Raw genomic sequence first — 23,039 nt, forward strand, 5'->3', positions numbered from 1 at the left:
AAGCGCTGCCAGTTCGGCGGATATGACACTTTGATGGGGCGTGGGGCGGTGCTTAACTGGTTCTCTGGCTGACCAAAGGAGCCCCGTCATGAACCTGCATCAGTTCGCCGAAACCCACGAAGTCACCAACCAGCCGCCGTCGCTGGACGGCACCAACCTGTACCGCATCGACCTGCCGTTGCAGGAATGGTCGCGCAGGTTCGGCGCCGGGTGGGCCGAGTCGCGGATCGATGCCTACGGCGCGCTGGCCGGGGGGCCGCTGATGGAGGCCGGGTTCCTCGCCAATCAGAACAAACCGGTATTCGCCAGTCATGATCGCTATGGCCATCGCATTGATCTGGTCGAGTTTCATCCCGCTTATCACGAACTGATGCGCACCGCGATCGAGCACGGTCTGACCTCCTTGCCGTGGGCGCATCCGCAGGACGGCGCCCACGTTGCCCGCGCCTCGATGAGCTATCTGCACAGCCAGGCCGAAGCCGGCAGCGGTTGCCCGTTGACCATGACTTTCGCCAGCGTTCCGGCGCTGCGCCTGCAACCGGATCTGGCCGAGCAGTGGCTACCGAAAATCCTCGCCACCGAATACGACCCGCGCAACGTCGGCATGGCGCACAAGGCCGGCGTGACCATCGGCATGGCGATGACCGAGAAGCAGGGCGGCACCGACGTGCGCGCCAACACCACCAAGGCCTATCCGGTCGGTGCCAGCGGTCCGGGCCAGGCGTATGAACTGGTCGGGCACAAGTGGTTCTGCTCGGCGCCAATGTGCGATGCGTTCCTGACGCTGGCGCAGACCGACAAGGGCCTGACCTGCTTCCTGCTGCCACGCCATCGCCCGGACGACACGCGCAATCAGTTCTATATCCAGCGCCTGAAAAACAAACTCGGCAACCAGTCCAACGCCTCCAGCGAAGTGGAGTTCCGTGGCGCCCTGGCGTGGATGGTCGGTGAAGAAGGGCGCGGGGTGCCGACCATCATCGAGATGGTGGCAATGACCCGTTTCGATTGCATGGTCGGCTCCAGCGCGTTGATGCGTCAGGCGCTGACCCAGGCCAGCCATCACTGCGCGCACCGCAAGGTCGGCGGCAAGTTGCTCAGCGAGCAACCGTTGATGCAGAACGTGCTCGCCGACCTGGCCCTGGAAAGCGAAGCTGCGCTGGCCCTGAGCCTGCGCATGGGCAAGGCACTGGATCATCTGGATGATCGCCACGAAGCGCAATTCGCCCGGCTGGTGACGGCGGTGGGCAAATACTGGATCTGCAAACGTGCCCCGGGAATGATCAACGAAGCGGCCGAATGCATGGGCGGCGCGGGGTACGTCGAGGAGAGCATCCTGCCGCGCCTGTACCGCGAGGCGCCGGTGAACTCGACGTGGGAAGGTTCGGGCAACGTGCAGTGCCTCGACGTTTTGCGCGCACTGTCTAAAGAGCCGGGCGTTCTCGATGTGTTGTTCAGGGAGTTGGGCGATGGCCACGGTGACAAACGTTTGGCCGCGCATATTCAGCAGTTGCAGGCACAGTTCAAGGACACCCGCGATATTCAGTATCGGGCTCGGCAATTGACCGAGGACATTGCCCTTGGGTTGCAGGCCAAACTGCTGCTGGAAGCCGGGAATTCGGCGGTGAGTGATGCGTTTATTGCCAGTCGGTTGAGTGGCGGCGGCCGGGTCTACGGCGCGTTGCCCCATGGGCTGGATGTCGAAGCGATCGTCGCCCGCTCGACCCCCCAGGGTTTCTGACCCCAAACTCCACAAAACCCTGTGGGAGCCGGCTTGCCAGCGATGAGGCCTTCACATTCGACATCAATGTTGACTATCAGGCCGCCATCGCTGGCAAGCCAGCTCCCACAGGGATTCGCGTTGTCTGAAAGATTTGGGTACAGCCACAACGCCACTGTTCCCGTGAGACCACGATGCAGGCAAGATGAAGCTCTGCAAGTCAGAACACAGGAAGCTGATCGTGACCGAAGCGTTTATTGTCGTTCAAACCGCCGAACAAGCCGTGGATCGTCTGGCCGAGCTGCATGAGCGGGCCACCACTGCGCTGAACTCGGCGCTCAAGCGTTACCTCAAGGATCGCGTCGAGCCCGACGCCGAACAGCGTGCCCTGTTTCGTTATCCCGAACTGCGTCTGACCTATCACTGTCAGGGCGAAGTGCCGCAGACCACTCGCGCTTACGCCAAAGTGCAGTTGCCTGGCACCTACAGCGTCACCGTCACCCACCCGGCGGCGTTCCGCAAATACCTGCTGGAACAACTGGTGCCGCTGATGCACGACTTCACCGTGACCGTGGAAGTCGGTGTCAGCCAACAGAACATTCCGTACCCGTACGTGGTCGAGCAGGGCGATGAACTGGCCGGCTCCGGCGTCACCGCCGCCGTGCTGGCGCGGGTGTTCCCGAGCACCGACCTGTCCGCCGCCACCGATGGCATCGCCGATGGTCTCTACGACTGGGAAAACACCGATCCGCTGCCACTGGCGCTGTTCGACGCCGCGCGGGTCGACTTTTCCCTGCGCCGTCTGGTGCACTACACCGGCAGCGACTGGCGCCATGTGCAGCCGTGGATCCTGCTGACCAACTACCACCGCTACGTCGACCAGTTCATCGTCCACGGCCTGGAGCAACTGCGCAAAGACCCGCGTTTCGTGCGCATGGTCCTGCCGGGCAACGTGATCATCGAGAAGAGCATGGATCACGGCGAAGCCTCGGCGATTGCTGCCGGTGTGGTCTGGCACCGCTACCAGATGCCGGCCTATCACCTGATCGCCAGCGATGGCCACGGCGTGACCCTGGTGAATATCGGCGTTGGCCCGTCCAACGCCAAGAACATCACCGACCACCTGGCGGTGCTGCGTCCGCATTGCTGGCTGATGATCGGCCACTGCGGTGGCCTGCGTCAGTCGCAGACCATCGGCGACTATGTGCTGGCGCACGCCTACATGCGTCGCGACGGGATTCTTGACCGCGTGGTGCCGCCGAACATTCCGATTCCGGCTCTGGCTGAAGTGCAACTGGCGCTGCAGCAAGCGGCGGCCAACGTCACCGGCGAGAAGGGCGATGACCTGAAGAAACGCCTGCGCACCGGCACCGTGCTGACCTACGACGACCGTAACTGGGAATTGCGCTGGGCTCAGGAACGACCGTTGATCAACCTGTCCCGCGCCGTGGCCGTGGACATGGAAAGCGGCACCATCGCCGCCCAGGGTTATCGCCTGCGGGTGCCATATGGCACGTTGCTGTGTGTGTCGGACAAACCGCTGCACAGTGAAATCAAACTGCCGGGTTCGGCCAACGCGTTCTACGAGCGTGCGGTCAGCCAGCACTTGAAGATCGGCATCGAAGCGGTGGACCTGCTGCGCACCGAACTCAACTCGCTGCACTCGCGCAAACTGCGCAGCTTCGACGAGCCGCCGTTCCGTTAGCGGTTAGTCGTGGTCATTTGGCGGTCGGGGCACTAGCATTGTCAGCCCTGATCGCTAAATGTTTGCTCTCTTATGTCCCGTCCCCCGCGTCCACCTTCTCGCCGTCCTGGTGCGAAGCCTCAGTCTTCTTCCCCGCGCCGTGTTGCCAAGGCACCACCGGCCGAGCCGAAGCTGATCCTGTTCAACAAGCCGTTCGATGTGCTGACGCAGTTCAGTGACGAAGGCGGGCGGGCGACGCTCAAGGATTTCATCGAGGTGCCCGGCATCTACCCGGCCGGACGGCTTGATCGCGACAGTGAAGGTTTGTTGCTGCTGACCAACGATGGCCAGTTGCAGGCGCGGATTGCCGATCCGAAACACAAGTTGCCGAAGACGTACTGGGTACAGGTCGAAGGCGTGCCCACGGCCGAGCAATTGCAGCGTTTGCGTGACGGCGTTGAGTTGAACGACGGCATGACCCTGCCTGCCGAAGCGCGGCAACTGGATGAACCCGAGTTGTGGCCGCGTAATCCACCGGTACGCTTTCGCGCGACTATCCCGACTTCATGGCTGGAACTGGTGATTCGCGAAGGGCGCAATCGTCAGGTGCGGCGGATGACCGCTGCGGTCGGGCTGCCGACGTTGCGGCTGGTGCGCGTCAGGATTGGCGACTGGACGATCGACGGACTCGATCAGGGGCAATGGAAAGAAGTGCCGCCGCGCCTATAACGCGCCGGACTCGATCAGGCCGATCACTACACTCTTGATGATGAACGCGGCCACGCCCAGGCCCAGCACGAAGAACAGAATGAACGAGCCGAAACGTCCGGCCTTGGACTTCTTCGCCAGATCCCAGACGATGAATCCCATGAAAATGATCAGGATGCTGACCAGGCCAGTCATCATCCACTCTTCGAATACTGCTGGATCCATCGGGTCTCTCCGGCGCGCATGGGGCTAAAAGGGCGCGGCGAGTATACGCCAAGGTGTGCGGGGTGGCATTGATCTGGGTCTGATCCGAACCTGTTGCCCTCACCCTAGCCCTCTCCCAGAGGGAGAGGGAACTGACCGTGCGATGCCCGCGAGTTGCACCGACCTGTTCTTGCGTCTGTGAATCCATAATCGACGCGAAGGTTCAGGTCGATGACACCTCGGTCGGCGCCCTCTCCCTCTGGGAGGGAGAGGGGACTGACCGTGCGATGCTCACAAGTTACACCGACCTGCTCTTGCGTCTGTGAATCCATAATCGACTCGAAGGTTGAGGTCGATGGATGATGCCAGACACTTCGGTCGGCTCCTTCTCCCTCTGGGAGGGAGAGGGAACTGACCGTGCGATGCCCGCGAGTTACACCGACCTGCTCTTGCGTCTGTGAATCCAGAATCGACTCGAAGGTTCAGGTCGATGGATTATGCCAGACACCTCGGTCGGCTCCCTCTCCCTTTGGGAGGGAGAGGGGACTGGCCGTGCGATGCTCATGAGTTACACCGACCTGATCTTGCGTCTGTGAATCCATAATCGACGCGAAGGTTCAGGTCGATGGATGATGCCAGACACCTCGGTCGGCTCCCTCTCCCTCTGGGAGTGTATGTACCGGAGACATGGTGGACACATGTTCGGAGACATGGTGGACGGTTTTAGATCTTCTTACCTGCTGTAACGATCTGCAAGTTCAAGTCGATTCGGGCGATGCGATGTCTACTCCAGTAGACATCGTGGATGCCGTCCTCCGTCGTTTCCCGGATAGCTACTGACTTCCCGTAAAAAGCTTTCCCGACTGTGTATTCACGGTTCCTCCAGTAGATCTCGCCCTTTACCTGAACCTTCCTGACCACATCACCATCGTCGTACTCCGGCGCTGCGGGTTGCTCCTGATATTCCCTTGAGCTGCTGCTGTACCGAGTAGCAGGAACCTGCATGTCCAGCGCTTGATGCGGGCGCTTCTGGTTGTAAATATCACGCCAGATATCAAACGCCCGTTGCGCGCTGTTGAGATCGTTAAAGTGCTGACCCTGGAGAACTTCATTTTTCAGACTGCGGTGGAAGCGTTCCAGCTTTCCCTGGGTTTGCGGATGATAAGGTCGAGAGTGGCCGACCTTGATGCCTTGACTCATCAGCCAGACCTCCAGCGCGGTATAAACGCCTGTCTGATCACCCCATGGAGAGCCGTTGTCCATCGTCATGCGCAAAGGCAGGCCATAGCGCCGAAAGGCCCGGACCAGATGCTCCTGGACGGTGTCGCGCTGCTCATTGATACACGCCGCGATGCACAGTGAAAACCGCGAATGATCGTCCAGTATCGTCAACGGATGGCAACGCCCCTGACCCAGACTGATATGCCCCTTGAAGTCCATCTGCCAAAGATCGTTGGGCGCTTCATGCTCAAAACGGATAAACGGTTTGATCTCGGCGGCCTTTGGATCAACGCGTGAATGACGCTGTAAAACCGCATGCACGGTACTGACTGAAGGCATCACTAAGCCATTGTCTTCCAACACACGTTTGAGCTTGCGAGCGCCCCAGGCCGCGTACTCCTGACTCACGGTCAGAATCTGCTGTTCAACCTCATCAGCACATCGCTTGGGTGATGTCTTCGGTCGTCGAGACTGATCGTTCAGTCCTTCTGCACCCAGGTTTTCAAACCTGTTAAGCCATTTATAGGCGGTGCTTGGGCTGATATTAAATCGACGGCAAAGCTGCCGGACATTGGCCCCTTCTTGCCGAGCCAAAAGCACGAATTCTGAACGAAGCTGCACAGTGGACACCTCTTCCCAAGACACAGGTCATCTCCTTAGTGATGAGCAATGTGCCTATTAAAAAGTGTCCACCATGTCTCCGAACACCTGTCCACCATGTGTCCGGTACATACAGGGAGAGGGCTGGGGTGAGGGGCTTTTGATTAGCTGCGCAGATGCGTCAGTGGCAGTTCAGTGCTGTTGAGCACCTGATTCAGTACGAAGCTTGAGCGCACGCTGGTCACGCCTTCAATCCGGGTCAGGTGCCCCAGCAACAGCTTTTGATAGTGATCCATGTCCGGCACCACCACTTTCAACTGGTAATCCGCATCGACGCCGGTCACCAGGCTGCACTCCAGCACCTGCGGCAAGGTGCGAATCGCCGCCTCGAAATTCTCGAAACGTTCCGGTGTATGCCGGTCCATGCCGATCAACACATAGGCGGTCAGGCTCAGGCCAAGCATTTTGCGATCGAGCAGGGCGACCTGACGGGAGATGTAGCCATCGTCTTCCAACTGTTTGACCCGACGCGAGCAGGGCGAGGGCGACAGACCGATACGCTCGGCCAGTTCCTGGTTGGAGATGCGGGCGTCGCGCTGCAATTCCGCCAAAATGCTCAGGTCGTAACGGTCGAGTTTGCTCATCAATCTGTCCTTGGTTGTAACTATTGCGGCGGATTATCTATCCAGGGTTAAAAATTGCGCAAGTGGTGTTTATTTGAGCAATCTTCGCAATCCTCTGTCGCGACCTCGAGCCTATGCTTATCACCAGAATCACTGCTCGGTAACACAGTCCACAGCGGCCCGCCCAAACAGGCCCGCCGCGGCCGCCACCCCCACCGGGGTTGTGCCGGTCCCCGAGCTGCACACTGTCCAGAAGACGGCGTGAGGTGAGCCGACGTCAAAAGCGTCGAGCCAGGACGAAGTTCTCTAGAAGGGAGGCCGACGGGTCTCCCTTTTTTCTTGCCTGCGATTTTTATGCCTCGCTGTACGGTCATCCTCAATAAATAAGTTTCGTGACTGATAACCTGTCGCAGAACCCGGTGTGTGTATTCCCGGTCTTAGCTACAAGCCCTCTTAATACCCGCAGTGAGGAAGAGCATGAAGTCGCGCATCTGGCGTCTGGCCGGTGTTGGTTTGCTGTGTGTGAGCGTCAGTGCGCAAGCGCTTGCCGACGAGCCACAGAATCGTGGCCCCGAGAATAACGGGCACGGTGGCGAGCATCAGGGCAATCAAGGGCGTGGCGGTGAGCGTCAGCCCCACGGCCAGAACAATCCCCCGCCGCAAAACCAGCCGCGGCCGCAGAACAACGAAATCATTCGGGGCGATAACAGCCGCCAGTTCGAACACAACGGCCAGCAGCGCAACAATGGTCAGTGGCAGAACCAGAACCGTGCGCCCAATCAGCCGGCTCCGGGGCATCAGGCGCCACCGCCGCCGTCGAACACGCTGCCGATCCAGCCACGGCCCGACACTGTGCGCCAGACCCAGGAGCCACGTCAGGGTTACTACCGCGACGAGCGTCCGCAAAATGGTTACCACAACCAGCAATGGCAAACCGGCAACCGGGGCAACGATAATCGCTGGCCCGGCCGTCCGGACGGGCATGGCAACGGTTGGGGCCCAGGTCCGCAATACCGCCCGGGGCATGTGATCGACCGCTTCCCGGATCGCGAATTCCGCGTGCCGTATCGCGGTCAGGATTACTTCTATTCCGGCGGCTACTGGTATCGCCCGCAAGGCCCGCGCTACATCGTCGTGCAGCCGCCGCGAGGGATCCGCACCCACTACCTGCCGGACTACGCCCGTGAAGTGTGGATCGGCGGTGCGCTGCTGTTCCTCGCGGCCGGTTCCTACTATGCGTATGAGGAAGCCAGTCAGGATTACGTGGTGGTCGAGCCGCCGGTGCAGCAACCACCGCAGCCGCAATCCCAGGGGTATGACGTCGAGGCCTATCCGGCCAATGGTCAGTCACCGGAACAGGTGCAGCAGGACGGCTACCAGTGCTACCAGTACGCGGTGCAGCAAAGCGGTTTTGATCCGCGTACCGCGACGTACCAACCGGCGCCTGAAGTGGTGCAGGCTTACCGCCAGGCTCAGGGCAATTGCCTGAGCAGTCGCGGTTATCAGGTGCGCTAGGGGCAGCTGCGAGCGGCAAGCGGCAAGCTGCAAGTTTCGAGTTAGGAGCGTGACGCTCGCCGCTTGTCGATGGTCGCCGCTTTGATCGGGTCAGCGTGCACCAGCACCTCGGCTCGCGGGTAGGCGGCGTGAATCGCATCGGCCGCCTGATCGCTGATGCCGTGGGCCACTGACAACGTCAGCTCCCCCGGCAACTCCAGGTGCAACTGCACGAACCAGTGGTTGCCCGAAATCCGCGTGCGCAAGTCATGCGCGCCCAACACGCCGGGTACGCCGCAGGCCAGTTCGAGCATGTGTTGACTGACATCCGTCGGCAGCTCTTCATCCATCAGCACCGAAAAACTTTCCCGGGCGATCTGGATCGCACTCCATAAAATGTACGCGGCAATCCCCAGACCGAACCACGCATCCAGTTGATGAAAGCCCATGCCGGCGAGGATCAGCGCGAGCAGAATGCTGCCGTTGAGCAACAGGTCCGAGCGGTAGTGCAGCGAGTCGGCGCGCACGGCGTTGGAGCCGGTCTCCTTGATCACCCGATGTTGCAGCGTCAGCAATGCGGCAGTCAGCAACAGCGAGAACACGATCACGCCGATGCTCAGCCACGGTGCGCCCAGTGGCTCCGGTTGCTTGATCCGCTCGTAGGCTTGAAAGGCGATCAACACCGCACTGCCGCCGATGAACAGCGCCTGCGCCATGCCCGCCAGCGATTCGGCCTTGCCGTGGCCGTAACGGTGATCGTCATCGGCCGGGCGCAGCGCGTAATGCACCGCCAGCAGATTGAGCAGCGAGGTGACGCCATCCAGCGCCGAGTCGGTGAGGCCGGCGAGCATGCTCACCGATCCGCTGAGCCACCAGGCGATGGCTTTGGCGATGATCAGCGTGCAGGCCACCGCCACCGAGGCGCGGGTTGCCAACCGCAGCAGGCGGGCGTGTTCGGGGCTGGAGGTCATGAGTGCAGAGGTTCCTTGTGGATTAGGCGGCAGGTTGCAGGCCCAACATCGCCAGTTGCTGCGTGCTGCCCTTGTGCTGGATCAGCCGTGGATCGTCCAGCGGCAAGTGGCGGCCCAGTTCAGTTTCGAGAATAGCCTGCAACTTGAGGTTATTGACCTGACCGTCCGGGCCAATGGCTTGTTTCAACTTGGCCGGATCGACCTGGGCCGTGTGGCCTGGTTCGAAATAGATCGCGCCGGTGGTGAAGTCGACCGCGAACGCGATCAGGCCGGGAATGACGTAGAACAGCAGACCCAAGGCGTCGAGCACGGCAATCGCCGGGTCAATCTTGCCGTCGATCTGGCCGCGACGGTCCGGGTAGAAAATCGATCCGCAAGCGGTGATTTGGGTGAGCAGGGTGGCGACCAGTACACCGCCGATCAGGCGAGAAGGTAAGCGCATGGAAAATCTCCTGAGTCATCTGTTAACGAAGCTTCGTCTTGTGAAGTTAAGACCCTGACGAACACCTCGCAGTTCGCCGTTATACTCGCGGCTCTGTTTGGGAGCCAGCATGATTTCTTTGCCGATTGATGAAGTTTTACCCGCCCTGCGTGAAGCCCTGGCGACACGCCACGAAGCGGTGCTCGAAGCACCGCCCGGCGCCGGTAAAACCACCCGCGTGCCCTTGGCCTTGCTCAATGAGGCGTGGCTGGCCGGGCAGACCATTCTCATGCTCGAACCGCGCCGTCTCGCCGCGCGTGCGGCGGCTGAAAGGCTGGCCAGCGAACTGGGCGAGAAGGTCGGTGAAACCGTCGGTTATCGCATCCGCCTCGACAGCAAGGTCGGCCCCGACACCCGTATCGAAGTGGTCACCGAAGGCATTCTCACCCGGCGCCTGCAGGACGATCCGGCACTGGAAGGCGTAGGCCTGCTGATCTTCGACGAGTTCCACGAACGCAGCCTCGATGCCGATCTGGCATTGGCCCTGAGTTTGAACGGCCGCGAACTGTTCCGAGCTGAACAGCCGCTGAAGATTTTGCTGATGTCCGCCACGCTGGAGGGCGAGCGCCTGTCCGGGTTGCTCGATGACGCGCCGATCCTGCGCAGTGAAGGGCGCATGTTCCCGGTGACCATGCGCTGGGGGCGGCCGTTCCAGCCCGGCGAATACATCGACCAGCGCGTGACCCAGACCGTCCTCGAAGCCCTGCACGATGAGACCGGCAGCCTGCTGGTGTTCCTTCCGGGGCAGGCGGAAATCCGTCGCGTGCATCAGCAGTTGAGTGATGCCATTGGCGAGCGCAGCGATGTTTTGCTGTGCCCGTTGCACGGTGAACTGGACCTGAATGCCCAGCGCGCCGCCATCGACCCGGCCCCGGCGGGCAAGCGCAAAGTGGTGCTGGCGACCAACATCGCCGAGACCAGTCTGACCATCAATGGCGTGCGCGTGGTGATTGATGCCGGGCTGGCGCGGGTGCCGCGTTTCGATCCCGGCAGCGGCATGACCCGACTCGACACGCAGCGCATTTCCAAGGCCAGTGCCACACAGCGCGCAGGACGGGCGGGGCGTCTGGAGCCGGGGGTGTGTTATCGCTTGTGGTCGCAGGATCAGCACGAGCAACTCGCCGCTTACGGCAGCGCGGAAATCCTCTCGGCGGATCTGGCCAGCCTTGCCCTGCAGCTTGGTCGCTGGGGCGTGACCCCGGGCGAACTGGTCTGGCTGGATGTTCCGCCGGCGGCAGCGTATGCCCAGGCGCAGGATCTGTTGCAGCGCTTGGGTGCACTTGAAGATAAAGCGCTGACTGCCCACGGTCAGGCCATGGCCGAGCTGCCGGCACATCCGCGCATCGCCCATCTGTTGCTGCGCGGTCAGGCGCTGGGGCTGGCGAACATGGCGTGCGACGTCGCGGCGCTGCTCGGCGAGCGCGATATTCTGCGGGGTGCCGGCGCAGATCTGCACAGCCGATTGCTCCTGCTCTGCGGTGAGGAGCGCGCGGCGCGCGGTGCTCAGGGGGGCGTGCAACGGGCGCGGCAACTGGCGCGACAGTATCGTGGTTACTTGCGCGGCAAGGTCAGCGCGCCGGTCAGCGATCCTGATCATCCGCGCTGGCTCGGTGCGCTGCTGGCGCTGGCCTACCCGGACCGCGTCGCCCAACAGCGTCGCGCCGGTGGCGCGGAATATCGTCTGGCCAATGGACGCGCTGCGCTGTTCGCCGAAGCCGACAGCCTGATGAAGGAGTCGTGGATTGTGATTGCCGACCTCGGCAGCCGACAGGGCCAGCGCGAGGAACGGATTTATCTGGCGGCTGATTTCGATCCGGCGCTGTTCGACTCAGTGTTGGCCGAACAGGTGAGCTGTGTCGATCAACTGGACTGGGACGAGCGCGAAGGTGTGTTGCGCGCCGAGCGCCAGCGCAAGGTCGGCGAACTGATCCTCAGCCGTGAACCGTTGACCGGTCTCGACGAAGCGGCGCGCAGTCAGGCGCTGGTCAATCTGGTGCGACGCAAAGGTCTGGAGCTGCTGCCGTGGACGCCGGAGCTGCGTCAGTGGCAGGCGCGGGTCGCCTTGCTGCGGCAATTGGACCTCGACGCTCAGGCCGAAAGCCAATGGCCGGATGTCAGCGATGCGACGTTGCTGAACACGCTTGAGCATTGGTTAATGCCTTACTTGGGCAAGGTCTCGCGGCTCAGTCATTTCGCCAACCTGGACCTGTCGAGCATCGTGCGCAATCTGCTGCCGTGGCCGTTGCCGCAGAAGCTTGATGAGCTGGCGCCACATCACCTCAGCGTGCCGTCGGGATCGTCGGTACGTCTGGATTACAGCGAGTCACCGCCGATTCTTGCCGTGCGTTTGCAGGAGCTGTTCGGCCTCGCCGAGACGCCGCGAATTGCCGGCGGGCGGCAAGTGGTCAAGTTGCACCTGTTGTCGCCGGCGCGGCGGCCGGTACAGGTGACACAGGATCTGGCGAATTTCTGGCGCAGCACGTACGCCGAGGTGAAGAAGGATTTGAAAGGGCGGTATCCGAAGCACTATTGGCCGGATGATCCGTTGGTGGCCGAGGCCACCGCGCGGGCGAAACCCCGGGGCACTTGAGCCGGGGCTGCGCCAACACGGTTCGCCGCCTCAGGCGCCCACGGCCGCGGTGCTCGAAGGTCCTCGGGCGAAACGTGTAGCCGAGGTCTGCAACAGCAGCGCGACGCTCAGTGTCACCAGCAGGAACGGGAGCAGCCAGGCATTGTCGATCATGGCCAGTTGCAGGCTGAGGATCAGCAGCAGAACCGGCGTCGCCAGGGCATTCGCCCGGCTGACATACAACCCCACCGCGGCCTCGCTGTAGCGGCAGGCAATGGCGACGCGGATATGCACCCGCGCCCCACCGAACGCCATGCCCAGGATCAGCAGGCTCAGTGCCTTGAGAAGCAGATTGTCCGGCATCAGCAACCACATCAATGTGGCGATCAGCGCCAGTGCAATCAGGCCTGACAGATAGGCCGTCAGATTACGTCCGGTATTGGCGATGATCACCAGCACGCCGATCAGCGCCATGCCCAGACCGAACACGGCATCGAGCACGCCCAGTTCAAACAGGGCCCAGCCGTGGCTCGCCACATACACCGGCAGCATGAAATTGAATGCCCCGAGGATTGGCCAGATCAGTACCATCGGCACAAACAGCGTCAGTGGCAGTCTGGTCGCAGCTGTGACTTCGACAGTGGTCTGCACCGCCGAGGGCTGACTGTGACGGGTAAAGCAAATCGCGGCGACCATGAAGAAGCCGGCGCTGAGCACCAGCGAGAAACCCATGCCGTTCAGAATCGGCATCAAACCTGCCGCCAGTAAAGGTCCGGTCATCAGTGCGGCCTGACTGGTCGCCGTGGTCGCACCGCTGATCCGCCGCACTCTGGTTTCATCCATGCCCCTTTGAATCTGGGCGAACCACATATCCAGGCTGGCCTCCAGCGACATGATCATCAGCCAGGCAAACAGATTGGTGATCAGCAGGCCGAGGGTGAAATCCCGCGACACGCCCGATATCAGGGCCAGACCGGCCAGCCCCAGCACAAACCAGCTGCTCATCTGCCGTCCGTTCATACGCAGCGACAGCCGCTTGATCATCGCTGGCGTGATGAACGCCGGGATGAACGAGCAGAAAATCGCCAGCGCCAAAGGCAGGTATCCGCCTTCGTCCTGATTGAGGATGGTCCAGGTCAGCGAGACCATCAGTGCACCGGAAAACAACCGATAAACCGTCGAGCAGAACAGGAACATGACCAGTTCTTTTGCAGCGTTGCGGGTGACGGCGGATTTTTCGTTCATGTAATCGATCCTTGCCCTTGGGCACGCGGCGATTCTTCAATTGAATGGCGAACGTCGGCGCCCGCACCGGCGTTGAGCCAGTGCGGGCAACCGATGTCGGTTCGGGCGGGTGTCAGACCAGAGTGCGCATCACTTTGAGGGTTTTTTCGATGTCTTCGGGCGAGTTGATGATCCCGGCCGAGAAGCGCACCGTCGAATGCCGATAAGGCGTGGCACTGGCAATGATCTTCTGTTCCTTGAGCTTGGCGACGATCTCCTTGGGGCTGCGATCCTTGACATCGCAGCAGACAAAACCTGCGGAGAACTGTGCAGAGCGTGGTGTGTGCAAATACACGTTGGGCAGCTTCGCCAGGCCCTCCTTCAACTGGCCATTGAGTTGCGCGATGCGATCGGCAATGCGCTTGCGCCCGATCTGCTGGATGAACTTGAACGCCTCGATCATCGCCCACTGGTTTTCAAACGCAAGGAAACCGCCGGGACTGACCCAGGCTGCCTGCGTCTGGCCCTGTGGATCGCGTTGCTCGCGCCAAGCATTGGCGGGTTCTGCGGCCATGATCGTGGGAATGGTCGGCGTGATGTGTGCCCATTGACCTTCACGCGCCCAGACCAGGCCGGTACCGTGCGGCCCGAGTATCCATTTATGCGTGCCGGCGCTGAAAAAGTCGCAACCCAGGCTCGCCACTTGCGCCTCGGAGCAGCCGAAGCCATGCACACCATCGATCACGTAGATGATTCTGTCCGCCTCGGCCCGATCGCGATTGACCCGCGCCACCAGTTCGCCAATTTCCCGAGCCGGCAACCGCACGCCGGTGCCGGAATGCACCCAGGTCATCGCCAGAATGCGCGTGTGCGGCTTGATGGCCTTTTCAATGCGCGCGACGATCGCGTCGACGCTGACATCGTCCGGCCCCTGGTAGAGGTCGATTCGGCGAATGCTGCCGCCCCACTTGACTACCGCCAGACGCATCGCCTCGTCGTGGGTGTACCACTCGTGGTTGGTGGTCAGGATTTCCTGATGGGGTGCAAGCTTCAGGCCGTTGTAGACCATCGACAGGCCCTGCGTGGTGCTGGTGGTCAGGGCGATGTCCTCGGCACGTCCGCCGGTATAGTCGGCAGCCGCAGCGCAGACCTTGCGCCAGACCATGTCCTGCGGTGAGGCGAACATGTTGTCTTCGAGATAGGTGTACGGGTTTTCGTCGAACGCCTGCCGGTGGCGCGCCATTGCCTCGCGCACAGGCCTAGGGTTTGAGGCAAGAAAGAAGTTGGAAATGTGCACGAATCCCGGCGCCAGATTGAACTGCGCCCGTACGGATGCCCAGTCATTGGGGTTCAGTGCTGTTACTACGTTATCCGGAGCAGGCTGGTTACTCGCCTGTGCCCCTCCTGCCACGCCTGCCATCATGCTGCCTCCCACCAGGGTCGCCCCCATGGCGGCCCCCACGAACTCACGTCTTCCCAGACTCATACCCATTCCCTGTCGATTCATATTGAAGTGCGCGCAGAACGCGCAAACACAGTATTGAAAATTCGCTGTCCATAGAGGCCGACGGCCAGACCGAGCACGATCAGCACCACTGCCATGACCTTACTCGCCGGTACGCTCTCGTGAAAGATCAGTACCGAACCGAGCATGCCGAAAATCGGCACCAGCAACGACAGGGGCGCGACCGTCGAAACCGGGTAGGTTTTGAGCAGCGAGTTCCAGATCCAGTAAGCGAACAGCGTGTTCGGGTAGACCTGAAACAGGATCGACAACACGGCGGTTGCATCGACCTGGTTGACGAACGTGGTGTAGCCGGCGCTGCCGTTCACCGCGTAGTCGAGTGCGAACAGCGGGATCGGTGCAAAGGCACTGGACCAGACCAGAAACCCGAAGACTTCCTTGGTGCTGGCCTTCTTGTTGATGATATTGGCGACACTCCAGGAGGCTGCGCCCACCAGCACCAGCAATACCCCGGGCAGACTGACCGTGCCATCGCTGATCATGATGATGCACAGCAATCCGCCCAGTGCGATCAACATGCCCAGTACCTGAAAGCGGGTGAGCGCTTCCTTGAACACCCAGCCGCCGAGCAGGATCGTGAAGAACGCGCTGAATTGCAGCACCAGCGACGCGATGCCCGCCGAGAGCCCGGCCTTGATGCCCAGGTTGACGATGCCCCACAGGCCGATGCCGAACACCAGCCCGTAACCGATGATGTAGCGCCATGGCACGTTTGGTTTGCGAATGAAAAAGATCGCCGGTAACGCACAGAGACTGAAGCGGATGCCCGCGAGAATGAACGGATCGACGGTGGCCAGTCCCAGTTTGATCACCGAGAAGTTGACACCCCAGATTGCCGTTATCAGTACAGCCAATACTACGTGCAGTGGTTTCATTGTTGAGTCGCCTTCATGAGGATGGGCCGGATCATGCGACCGATGTCAGGTTTTCTGCGAGGTACACCCGGGAAAACAGAGTTTGCATCCAGGCCTTGGTCTGTAGCGGGTCTGCGGTCTTGACGATGCCTGCCAGAGGGGCTTCGAACGCCGAATAGGTCACATGGCCCGGTAACAGCGCACCGGTCTGCAGCTCGTTCCATTGCACAACCAATGGGCTGGCGCGAAAGTCCTCCGCGCCTTCCAGACCTTGATAAATGCGCTGGTGGTGGGTGTGCCCGGGGAACACAAACCAGCCATAACCCAGATCTGGCTGCTGTGCGCTGAGCGGCACTTTGTCCACCAGTCCTTCGACATGAATGCGCAGCTCCAGCGATGGCAGGTGGATACCGGTCGCCAGCTCGTAAGTCGCGACTACATCGGCGCCGCCGACGCGGTTGCCGACTTCGAGGAATACCGGGTCGTCACCCTCCATGATGGCCTCGAGATGGAAGGCGCCGTTGCGGATCTGCACCGCATCCAGAACGGCACTGACCCACATTTGCATCGGCGTGGTGGTTTCCAGGTGCCACGAGCCCAATGGATGGCCGCGCTCCATGTAATCCAGGCAGGTGCCGACATATTGGCTCGAGAGCATGGTGAGAATTCGCCCGTCCTGAACCAGACCGTCGAAGTGGCGGATGGGCCCGCTGATAAATTCTTCAACCTGAAATTCATCAATGTTCAGGGACAGATCGCTGATCTTGCGACTGATCTCGTCAAATGCGCGTGCAGGCTGCTGATGAATACTGACGTCCATGCTCGACGCGCCGCTGTGCGGCTTGAGCACGGTGGCTCCCTGCCACGGCACCTGGCCGTTGAGCGCCAGGTAGCGATCAAGCGGCATGAACTGCGGCACCCGCAGATTTCCCGCTGCAACGGCGGCCTTCATGTCCAGCTTGTTGCGCGCCAGATTCACCGCCGCCAGCGACGCGCCTTCGACGTTCAGCGCCTCGCGCAAGCGTGCCGCGTCGAGCAATTCGTACTCGGACATCGAAATGATCCGGTCAAATGACTGTGGAAACTGCGCCAGCCATTGCAGGGCCTCTTCGCAGGCACTGGCCTCTCCCGGGCGAATCACGCGCTGGCAGCGCAGGTCGCTCGGCAGCGTATCGATCGCCGCTTGTTTGCCCAGATAAGTGACATCGTGCAGGTCATGATTGATGCCACGGTGGTACTCGATGCGCGGGTAGGGCACCCGGTGAAGAATGAGAATTTTCATGCAAACGGTCTCGCAGCGAAAAGGGCAGGGATCAGGACGCAACTTTCAACAGCAACTCGGGCGCCAGGCAGCGCTCCAGGACCAACAACCATTGCTCGCGCAGCACGCGTACCAGATCGCGGATATCAACCGATGGGGCGTGCAGCGCAACACAGGCCTGGGCGACGAAGTCGCTGTTGTCTCGGGGGATGGCATGGATCAACCGTGGCTCGCCGGCGATCCAGGTGCTTTCGAGCAGGGCGATGTCGTCCCTGGACAGCGCCAGTTCCTCTGCCGCCCGTGTCAGTGTGTCGCGGACCAGCGCCTGTACATCGCCTAGCGTGGTCACGTCGATCGTCACATCGTGCGGCACACCGAACATCACCGTCGCGGCGCTGCAGGTGGCGGCAGGCAGTTCTTCCGGCACAGGCCCGGCGAATACCGAGTCAACCCATGCCGCGTACAGGTCAAGCCCATGGACGGCGTGCGCCAGGGTCCAGATCTTCATGCCGCCAGGACGCCGGTTTGGCTCGATCACCGCTGTCTGGTCGCCGCTGTCGCTGAGTTTGATCTCGTTGTGAAACGGCCCGATGCGTTGGCCGACCAGGCGGTTGACCTGCTCGCCGGCATTGCGAATGGCCAGTCGCTCCTGTTCACTGAGGCGTGCCGGCAGAATTTGCGCGACCTCAACCGGATAGCGCCCGCTGGCACTGACTTTTTCAGTGACAAACCACAGTTTGCCCAAGCCGTCATAAGAGAACTCGCGGGTGAATGTGATGAAAGCTTCGGCCAGCACACCGCCGTCCAGATAAGGTGCGACTTCCGTGAACGCCTGCTCACAGTCGCCACCCGCTGAAACCACCACCACACCGCGATTGTTGCCCTCACACGCAGGCTTGATCACGAAGCTGCCTTGCTGACGCGCTGCAAAATTGCGTACGTCGTGCAAACCGTCGATCCGCACGAAGTCCGGCAGTGTCACCCCCAACTGGTTCAACTGCGTACGGACGCGATCTTCGGCGGTGCGGTATGCCAGTTTGTCAAAGGCCGCCAGTGCCAGTGCGGCATCGTCTACCGGCAAGCCGAGGCGCTCCAGCAGCGCCGCGCCACTGGCGACCGCGTTGTCGGAAAAGACCAGCCCGGCGCTGATCCGGCCCGCATCGTCGCCCAGCAGATTCAGTGCCTGATCGACGAAGTCGGGGTGCAGCGGATCGGCATCGATCACACGATCGCTGATGGTCCGGTCATGGTCCTGAGGGTTGGCTCTGATCAGCCATGTCTGCGCACCCCACTGTTGGCGGGCGTAGTCTCGCAGGTGCAGCACATCGCCGATCCGGCTCAGGTTGTAGTCCACTATCAGTAATACAGGCGCTCGCAACGGCATGTTTGTTTCTTCCTCATCCGTGGGGGTAGTCATCGGCAGCAGTCTTGTTCAGGCGATCGCCCGGGTTGTTATTAATGGCTGTCGGGCTGATAGCGGATATCCAGCGCGGTCGCGCTGATAGTGGCCAGACGTTCAAGCTCGGTTGCGCGGTTGGCGCGCTCGAACGTCCACAACAATTGCCCGAGGAACACTTCACGGGCGTGTGCTGGAATCACATCGCCGGCCTTGAGCAGCACGTGCTGCACCACCGGGGCCAGCGGCAATGGGTTAAGCGTCACTGAACTCAAGGTTCCCGGCTCGGCGAAGTACACCCGAAAGAACGTTGCTACGGACTGTGCACTGGTACCGTCCGCCTGCCACTCGAACTGCGCCAGATGCCGTACGAGATCCTCGCGCAGCGCAGTGTCGTCCTGGCTGGCGAGCAGCAGGTCGAGCCACAGTGAAAGCATGCTGTGTCCGTGGGTTACTGCTTCGACGCTGTGCGAGATCAGGCTGCCGCCGACGCGCGGGTTGATTTCGATCAGGTCCCAGTGCTGCCCCGAAAAGCGTGCCTCCACGTGGTAGCAACCCCACTTCAGCGCCATGCAAGCCAAGACATCCTTCAGCCATTGCAGCCCTGCGGCGATCTGCGCCTGATCAAGGCTGGCCGGTGGCGTGGTGCAGCTGTCTTCAAGCACCGTCGCGGCGGTCTCGGTCACTTCGTATTTCTCATGGATGGCCACGACATGCGCCTGACCATCGACCAGCAATGTCTCGAAACTGAATTCATGACCGGCGATGTAATCCTCGGCCATGAACGTCAGCCCGTCGTTGAACGCCGAGGCATATACCGTGTCTTCGGCCGAGGCCAGACGCAGGTCCTCAAGGGCATTCCACGTAGTGTCTTTGCGCATGGGAAAGGCTGCGTAGGAGGCGATCCCATGAACCGGTTTGATGAAATAACGCTGATCCTGCGCCTTGAGCCGTTCCAGCACGGATTCGGTCAGGGCATAGGCGTTAGCGTGCGACAGGCCTTTTTCGGCCAGTCGGTTACGGACATTGAGCTTGTTGCGCAGGGCCAATGCCTGCCCAGCGTCCATGTCGTAAGTGCCAAGCGAAGCGTTGGCAGCAGCCATCAGGTGGCGATAGCCTTCCCACACGCTGATGCAGCAACTGACCTGTTCACCAGACTTGCGCAGAGTCTCAAGGGCGGTCTGCACATCCTCCAGCTTCAACTGGTGGGAGTCGGTGGTGTAGAGCCGGTCCGCCCAGGCATGAATCTGCTCCAGGCGTTCCGGTATATGTTCTGGAAGCGGCAATGAAGACAGCACGAAACACCGGAGCTTTCGTCGATGAAGCTCCTGCTTCAGGTCTTCCAGGAAAGAAAAGCCGCAGTGGCTCAGGATCAGAACACCGGGTCGATTTGAATTCATTGCCTGCTCCATGGCTTAAGCAGCCTTGTCTTGCGGCTTGGCCAGGGTGTTGAGGTACAGCTTGTTGAAGAACATCGCGAGAATCGTCTGATGTTCCTCGAGGTATTTTTTCAGTGCTGCGATGTCCTGCTCGTCCTTGATCAGGAAGCGCAGGGCCGCCCAGACTTCACCCGGGTGGTCATCATTGATGTCGGTATGCGAGTGGGATACCTGACCGGCGATGTTGGTTTCGCCCACCGAGGATTTGAGCGCTTCAAGTTTACGGGGCTCGAGTTTCACGTTGACGTACTCAACCAGGTAGGAATAAGCGACGACGCCAAGCGGCCCTTCATGATCCAGCAGGTAGGAAAAGAAACCGACCAGCAGTTTGGTCTCCAGGTACGGTTCGGTGGCGAGGAACTCCTCACGGCTGACGCCGATACGGGTCAGGTCGGCGATGAACAGTTCGTCATGCAGCATTTCCTCTTGCTCGTAGTGAGCCCAGATCTGTGCTGCTGCAGGGCTGATCTTGGCCACTTCCGCCAGCGCCTTGGACTCAGCCACCCGCAGCAGGCGGATGCGCCATGCGGTTTCAATCAGGTGGCGCTTGTAGTACTCGCTGTTAACGTCCTTGCCTTCCAGATGCGCGGCCTCAGGAACGGTGGCGAACCATTGCTCTACTTGGCCGTCGATGATCTTGTCGATCTCTGCACGCAGGCCAGCCGAGCCGGCAGCGCTGAGGAACGGGGTGGTATCACCATAGCCAACATTTTTTACACGGTTAAGCATGAATAAGTCCTTTTTAGTTTATTTGAAACGCTTTGATTGAAACCGCAGTTAAACGCCAACGCTTAGCCAATTATTTCAATGGCTACTTTTCCTTTTAACAGGCACTGACAGGCCAGCCGGTATTCTTCACCGCTGTAACCCAACACCTCGATAAAAGCCTCTTCATCGTCATCGCGAGGACTTACCGCCTCGAAACCTGATGTAATCCTGATCAAACAAGCACCGCACGCCCCGATACGACAGCCCAGCGGGATGATGTTCTTGCCGTCACGTTCATATTCGATATCCGTGAACGGGGCGTTGGTTGGTAACTCGAACTCAATTTTATTCGCTGTAGTAGAAGTAACGGTTAGTGTGTGAAACCCTTCCATACATGCCTCATTTAATTGTTTAAGTTCGTGTGGCAGGCACACAGTTTCACGCCAAAGCCCGGCAGGCCATGGAAAGCAGTTTTAAATACTCAAGAAGTTAGCGAGAAGTCATTTGCAGATATAACCAGTACAACAACGCTGTACCACTGAACGCTGCGCCCAACAGGCAAACAGCGACCCAGCCAAAGTGGGCGTAAGTGTAAGTTGCCGCAATGGCACCGAGACCGCTGCCCACGGAGTAGAAGGTCATGTAGGCGCCGACCAGGCGGCTTTGCGCATCCGGCCGGGCGGCGAAAATCAGGCTCTGGTTGGTCACGTGCACGGCCTGCACTGCAAAGTCCAGCAAGACCACACCGATGACCATGGCCAGCAATGAGCTTTCAACAAACGCGGTGGGTAACCAGGACACGGTCAACAGCACCAGCGCAATGCCTGTGGTGCGATTGCCCAAACCCTGGTCGGCCAACCGGCCGGCCCTTGCAGCGGCCAGTGCACCTGCAACCCCTGCCAGACCGAACAAGCCAATCTGAGTGTGGGAAAGTGACAGTGGCGGCGCACTTAGCGGCAGGACCATGGCGGTCCACAATACGCTGAATGCAGCGAATATCAGCAGGGCGAAAGTCCCCCTGACGCGCAGCGTCGGTTCGGTCAGATACAACTGCAAGACCGAGCGCAGTAACTGCAGATAACTGCCTTTGGCCGGTGGCTTGGTCGACGCCGGCATAGTGCGATAGAGCACCAGCGCCATGCTGATCATCAAGGCTGCCGAGACAAAGTAAACCCCGCGCCAGCCCGCCAGATCGGCCACCGCGCCAGAGACGAAGCGCGCCAGCAAAATGCCCAGCACGACACCACTGGTCACCGTGCCAATGGCTTCGCCGCGTTGTTCGGGACTGGCCAGTGTCGCCGCGTAGGCAACCACCACTTGCACGACCACCGCCATCAATCCGACCAGCACCATCGCGCCGAGCAGCAAGCCCCATTCCTGTGCCAGTCCGACGGCACACAATGCCGCGGCCGACAGCAGCATCTGCGTGAGGATCAGTCCCTTGCGATTGAGCAGATCGCCCAAGGGGACGATGAACAACAGACCGACTGCGTAACCGGCCTGAGTGGCCGTGACCACCACACCGATGGTGCCGGGCGATACCGACAGACTGGCTGCCATCGACTCCAGCAGTGGTTGCGCGAAGTAGACGTTTGCCACGGCCATGGCGCAGGTAATTGCAAAGAGAAATGTCTGGTAACGACTTAGGCCAGGTGTGGTTGCATGCTCCTGAGGGGACTGAACAGTGCCGCCACCGGCTGATTTTTCGGCTTCGACGTCCATAATCGAAGGCTTTCGAGGGTTCAGCATCATCATTCCATCCTTGGGAATAACTGGTTTTTAAACAAAACCGATGCGTTGATTTTTATCAAAACTGGTTTTAATCTACAACTAGTTTTTCAAAATATTTTCTTCTGACGTTAGAACAGTTCTGACGCACTTTATTAATCAACACTGGAGACTCATGGCTAGGCAGCAGCTACTGGCACAAAGCGAATGCCCTGTGGCCCGGACACTTGAAGCTATCGGTGATCGTTGGGTTTTGATGATCATCCGTGACGCCTTCGATGACGTCCGTCGTTTCAGCGAATTTCAAAAGCGCCTGGGCCTGGCGAAAAACGTCCTCACGGTGAAACTCAAACGGTTGGTCGAGCTCGGTGTCTTCGAGGTGCAGCCTGCATCCGACGGCACCGCCTACAAGGAGTATGTGCTGACCGAGATGGGGCGTTCGGTGTTTCCGATCGTGATCAGCATGCGTCAGTGGGGCGAGCGCTTCCTGTTCAGCAAGGGCGAGAGCTATTCGATACTGCTGGACAACGAGCACGCCGAGCAGATCGAGATCATTGAGGTGCGGTCGAGGGCGGGCAAGGTATTGGGCCCGGCCGATTGCCATCGGCGTGTGGTCAAGCGCCGCAGTTGAA

Annotated in this window: 20 protein-coding genes; 6 read left to right on the forward strand and 14 right to left on the reverse strand. The window is 60.4% G+C overall.

Annotation, left to right across the window (positions count from 1 at the left end):
* Nucleotides 1-88: 88 nt before the first annotated feature.
* The 3 genes from K5Y35_RS11285 to K5Y35_RS11295 all read left to right on the forward strand — a co-directional run bounded on the left by K5Y35_RS11285 (nt 89) and on the right by K5Y35_RS11295 (nt 4,130).
* Nucleotides 89-1,738: an acyl-CoA dehydrogenase family protein gene (locus K5Y35_RS11285; RefSeq protein WP_222834232.1), complete on the forward strand. Its 1,650-nt coding sequence runs from the start codon at nt 89-91 to the stop codon at nt 1,736-1,738.
* Nucleotides 1,739-1,922: 184 nt separating this feature from the next.
* Nucleotides 1,923-3,422 carry an AMP nucleosidase gene (gene amn, locus K5Y35_RS11290; protein WP_177490631.1) on the forward strand — a complete coding sequence of 500 codons (1,500 nt, stop codon included), beginning with the start codon at nt 1,923-1,925 and terminating at the stop codon, nt 3,420-3,422.
* Between the two features lie 72 nt (nt 3,423-3,494).
* Nucleotides 3,495-4,130: a pseudouridine synthase gene (locus K5Y35_RS11295; RefSeq protein WP_123463859.1), complete on the forward strand. Its 636-nt coding sequence runs from the start codon at nt 3,495-3,497 to the stop codon at nt 4,128-4,130.
* On the opposite strand, the gene K5Y35_RS11300 is transcribed toward K5Y35_RS11295, so the two are convergent.
* The 3 genes from K5Y35_RS11300 to K5Y35_RS11310 all read right to left on the reverse strand — a co-directional run bounded on the left by K5Y35_RS11300 (nt 4,125) and on the right by K5Y35_RS11310 (nt 6,778).
* A complete protein-coding gene (locus K5Y35_RS11300; RefSeq protein WP_003228500.1) occupies nt 4,125-4,334 on the reverse strand; it encodes a DUF2788 domain-containing protein in 210 nt (69 codons plus the stop codon). The two genes, K5Y35_RS11295 and K5Y35_RS11300, sit on opposite strands and share 6 nt — an antisense overlap.
* Before the next feature lie 702 nt (nt 4,335-5,036).
* Entirely contained in the window at nt 5,037-6,179 is a 1,143-nt protein-coding gene (locus tag K5Y35_RS11305; RefSeq protein WP_222833315.1) for an IS481 family transposase, read from the reverse strand.
* Nucleotides 6,180-6,298: 119 nt separating this feature from the next.
* Complete coding sequence (locus K5Y35_RS11310; protein ID WP_007909658.1) at nt 6,299-6,778, reverse strand: Lrp/AsnC family transcriptional regulator; 480 nt, start codon at nt 6,776-6,778, stop codon at nt 6,299-6,301.
* Between the two features lie 456 nt (nt 6,779-7,234).
* Between K5Y35_RS11310 and K5Y35_RS11315 the strand changes: the two genes are divergently transcribed.
* On the forward strand, nt 7,235-8,272 hold the full coding sequence (locus K5Y35_RS11315; protein WP_222834233.1) for a DUF6515 family protein: 1,038 nt from the start codon (nt 7,235-7,237) through the stop codon (nt 8,270-8,272).
* A 41-nt stretch (nt 8,273-8,313) separates the two neighbouring features.
* Here K5Y35_RS11315 and K5Y35_RS11320 read toward each other — a convergent pair whose 3' ends face one another.
* Both K5Y35_RS11320 and K5Y35_RS11325 read right to left on the reverse strand, forming a co-directional pair.
* Nucleotides 8,314-9,222, reverse strand: coding sequence for a cation diffusion facilitator family transporter (locus K5Y35_RS11320; protein ID WP_222834234.1), 909 nt, complete (start codon nt 9,220-9,222; stop codon nt 8,314-8,316).
* A 22-nt stretch (nt 9,223-9,244) separates the two neighbouring features.
* Nucleotides 9,245-9,664, reverse strand: coding sequence for a polyribonucleotide nucleotidyltransferase (locus tag K5Y35_RS11325; RefSeq protein WP_123463874.1), 420 nt, complete (start codon nt 9,662-9,664; stop codon nt 9,245-9,247).
* Nucleotides 9,665-9,773: 109 nt separating this feature from the next.
* On the opposite strand from K5Y35_RS11325, the gene hrpB reads away from it, so the two are divergent.
* Nucleotides 9,774-12,293, forward strand: coding sequence for an ATP-dependent helicase HrpB (gene hrpB, locus K5Y35_RS11330; protein WP_128615584.1), 2,520 nt, complete (start codon nt 9,774-9,776; stop codon nt 12,291-12,293).
* Between the two features lie 30 nt (nt 12,294-12,323).
* Here the strand turns inward: hrpB and K5Y35_RS11335 are convergent, their stop codons facing one another.
* The 9 genes from K5Y35_RS11335 to K5Y35_RS11375 all read right to left on the reverse strand — a co-directional run bounded on the left by K5Y35_RS11335 (nt 12,324) and on the right by K5Y35_RS11375 (nt 22,431).
* Nucleotides 12,324-13,517: a hypothetical protein gene (locus K5Y35_RS11335; RefSeq protein WP_222834235.1), complete on the reverse strand. Its 1,194-nt coding sequence runs from the start codon at nt 13,515-13,517 to the stop codon at nt 12,324-12,326.
* 112 nt (nt 13,518-13,629) lie between these two features.
* Nucleotides 13,630-14,982, reverse strand: a complete 1,353-nt coding sequence (locus tag K5Y35_RS11340; RefSeq protein ID WP_261991582.1) for an aminotransferase class V-fold PLP-dependent enzyme — start codon at nt 14,980-14,982, stop codon at nt 13,630-13,632.
* A gap of 17 nt (nt 14,983-14,999) precedes the next feature.
* Complete coding sequence (locus tag K5Y35_RS11345; RefSeq protein ID WP_123463880.1) at nt 15,000-15,896, reverse strand: EamA family transporter; 897 nt, start codon at nt 15,894-15,896, stop codon at nt 15,000-15,002.
* A 31-nt stretch (nt 15,897-15,927) separates the two neighbouring features.
* A complete protein-coding gene (locus tag K5Y35_RS11350; RefSeq protein ID WP_186748018.1) occupies nt 15,928-17,157 on the reverse strand; it encodes an acetyl-CoA carboxylase biotin carboxylase subunit family protein in 1,230 nt (409 codons plus the stop codon).
* 31 nt (nt 17,158-17,188) lie between these two features.
* Nucleotides 17,189-18,520: an acetyl-CoA carboxylase biotin carboxylase subunit family protein gene (locus K5Y35_RS11355; protein ID WP_222834236.1), complete on the reverse strand. Its 1,332-nt coding sequence runs from the start codon at nt 18,518-18,520 to the stop codon at nt 17,189-17,191.
* Between the two features lie 71 nt (nt 18,521-18,591).
* Nucleotides 18,592-19,818 carry an acetyl-CoA carboxylase biotin carboxylase subunit family protein gene (locus K5Y35_RS11360; protein WP_256591662.1) on the reverse strand — a complete coding sequence of 409 codons (1,227 nt, stop codon included), beginning with the start codon at nt 19,816-19,818 and terminating at the stop codon, nt 18,592-18,594.
* 129 nt (nt 19,819-19,947) lie between these two features.
* Nucleotides 19,948-20,700, reverse strand: a complete 753-nt coding sequence (locus tag K5Y35_RS11365) for a hypothetical protein (RefSeq protein ID WP_123463887.1) — start codon at nt 20,698-20,700, stop codon at nt 19,948-19,950.
* 62 nt (nt 20,701-20,762) lie between these two features.
* Nucleotides 20,763-21,071, reverse strand: coding sequence for a 2Fe-2S iron-sulfur cluster binding domain-containing protein (locus tag K5Y35_RS11370; RefSeq protein ID WP_186748021.1), 309 nt, complete (start codon nt 21,069-21,071; stop codon nt 20,763-20,765).
* A gap of 97 nt (nt 21,072-21,168) precedes the next feature.
* Nucleotides 21,169-22,431, reverse strand: coding sequence for an MFS transporter (locus tag K5Y35_RS11375; protein WP_222834237.1), 1,263 nt, complete (start codon nt 22,429-22,431; stop codon nt 21,169-21,171).
* 151 nt (nt 22,432-22,582) lie between these two features.
* Between K5Y35_RS11375 and K5Y35_RS11380 the strand changes: the two genes are divergently transcribed.
* Complete coding sequence (locus tag K5Y35_RS11380) at nt 22,583-23,038, forward strand: winged helix-turn-helix transcriptional regulator (protein WP_123463893.1); 456 nt, start codon at nt 22,583-22,585, stop codon at nt 23,036-23,038.
* The last annotated feature ends 1 nt before the right edge of the window (nt 23,039 follow it).

It is taken from the genome of Pseudomonas sp. SC3(2021) (assembly GCF_019856535.1).
GTDB lineage: Bacteria > Pseudomonadota > Gammaproteobacteria > Pseudomonadales > Pseudomonadaceae > Aquipseudomonas > Aquipseudomonas monsensis.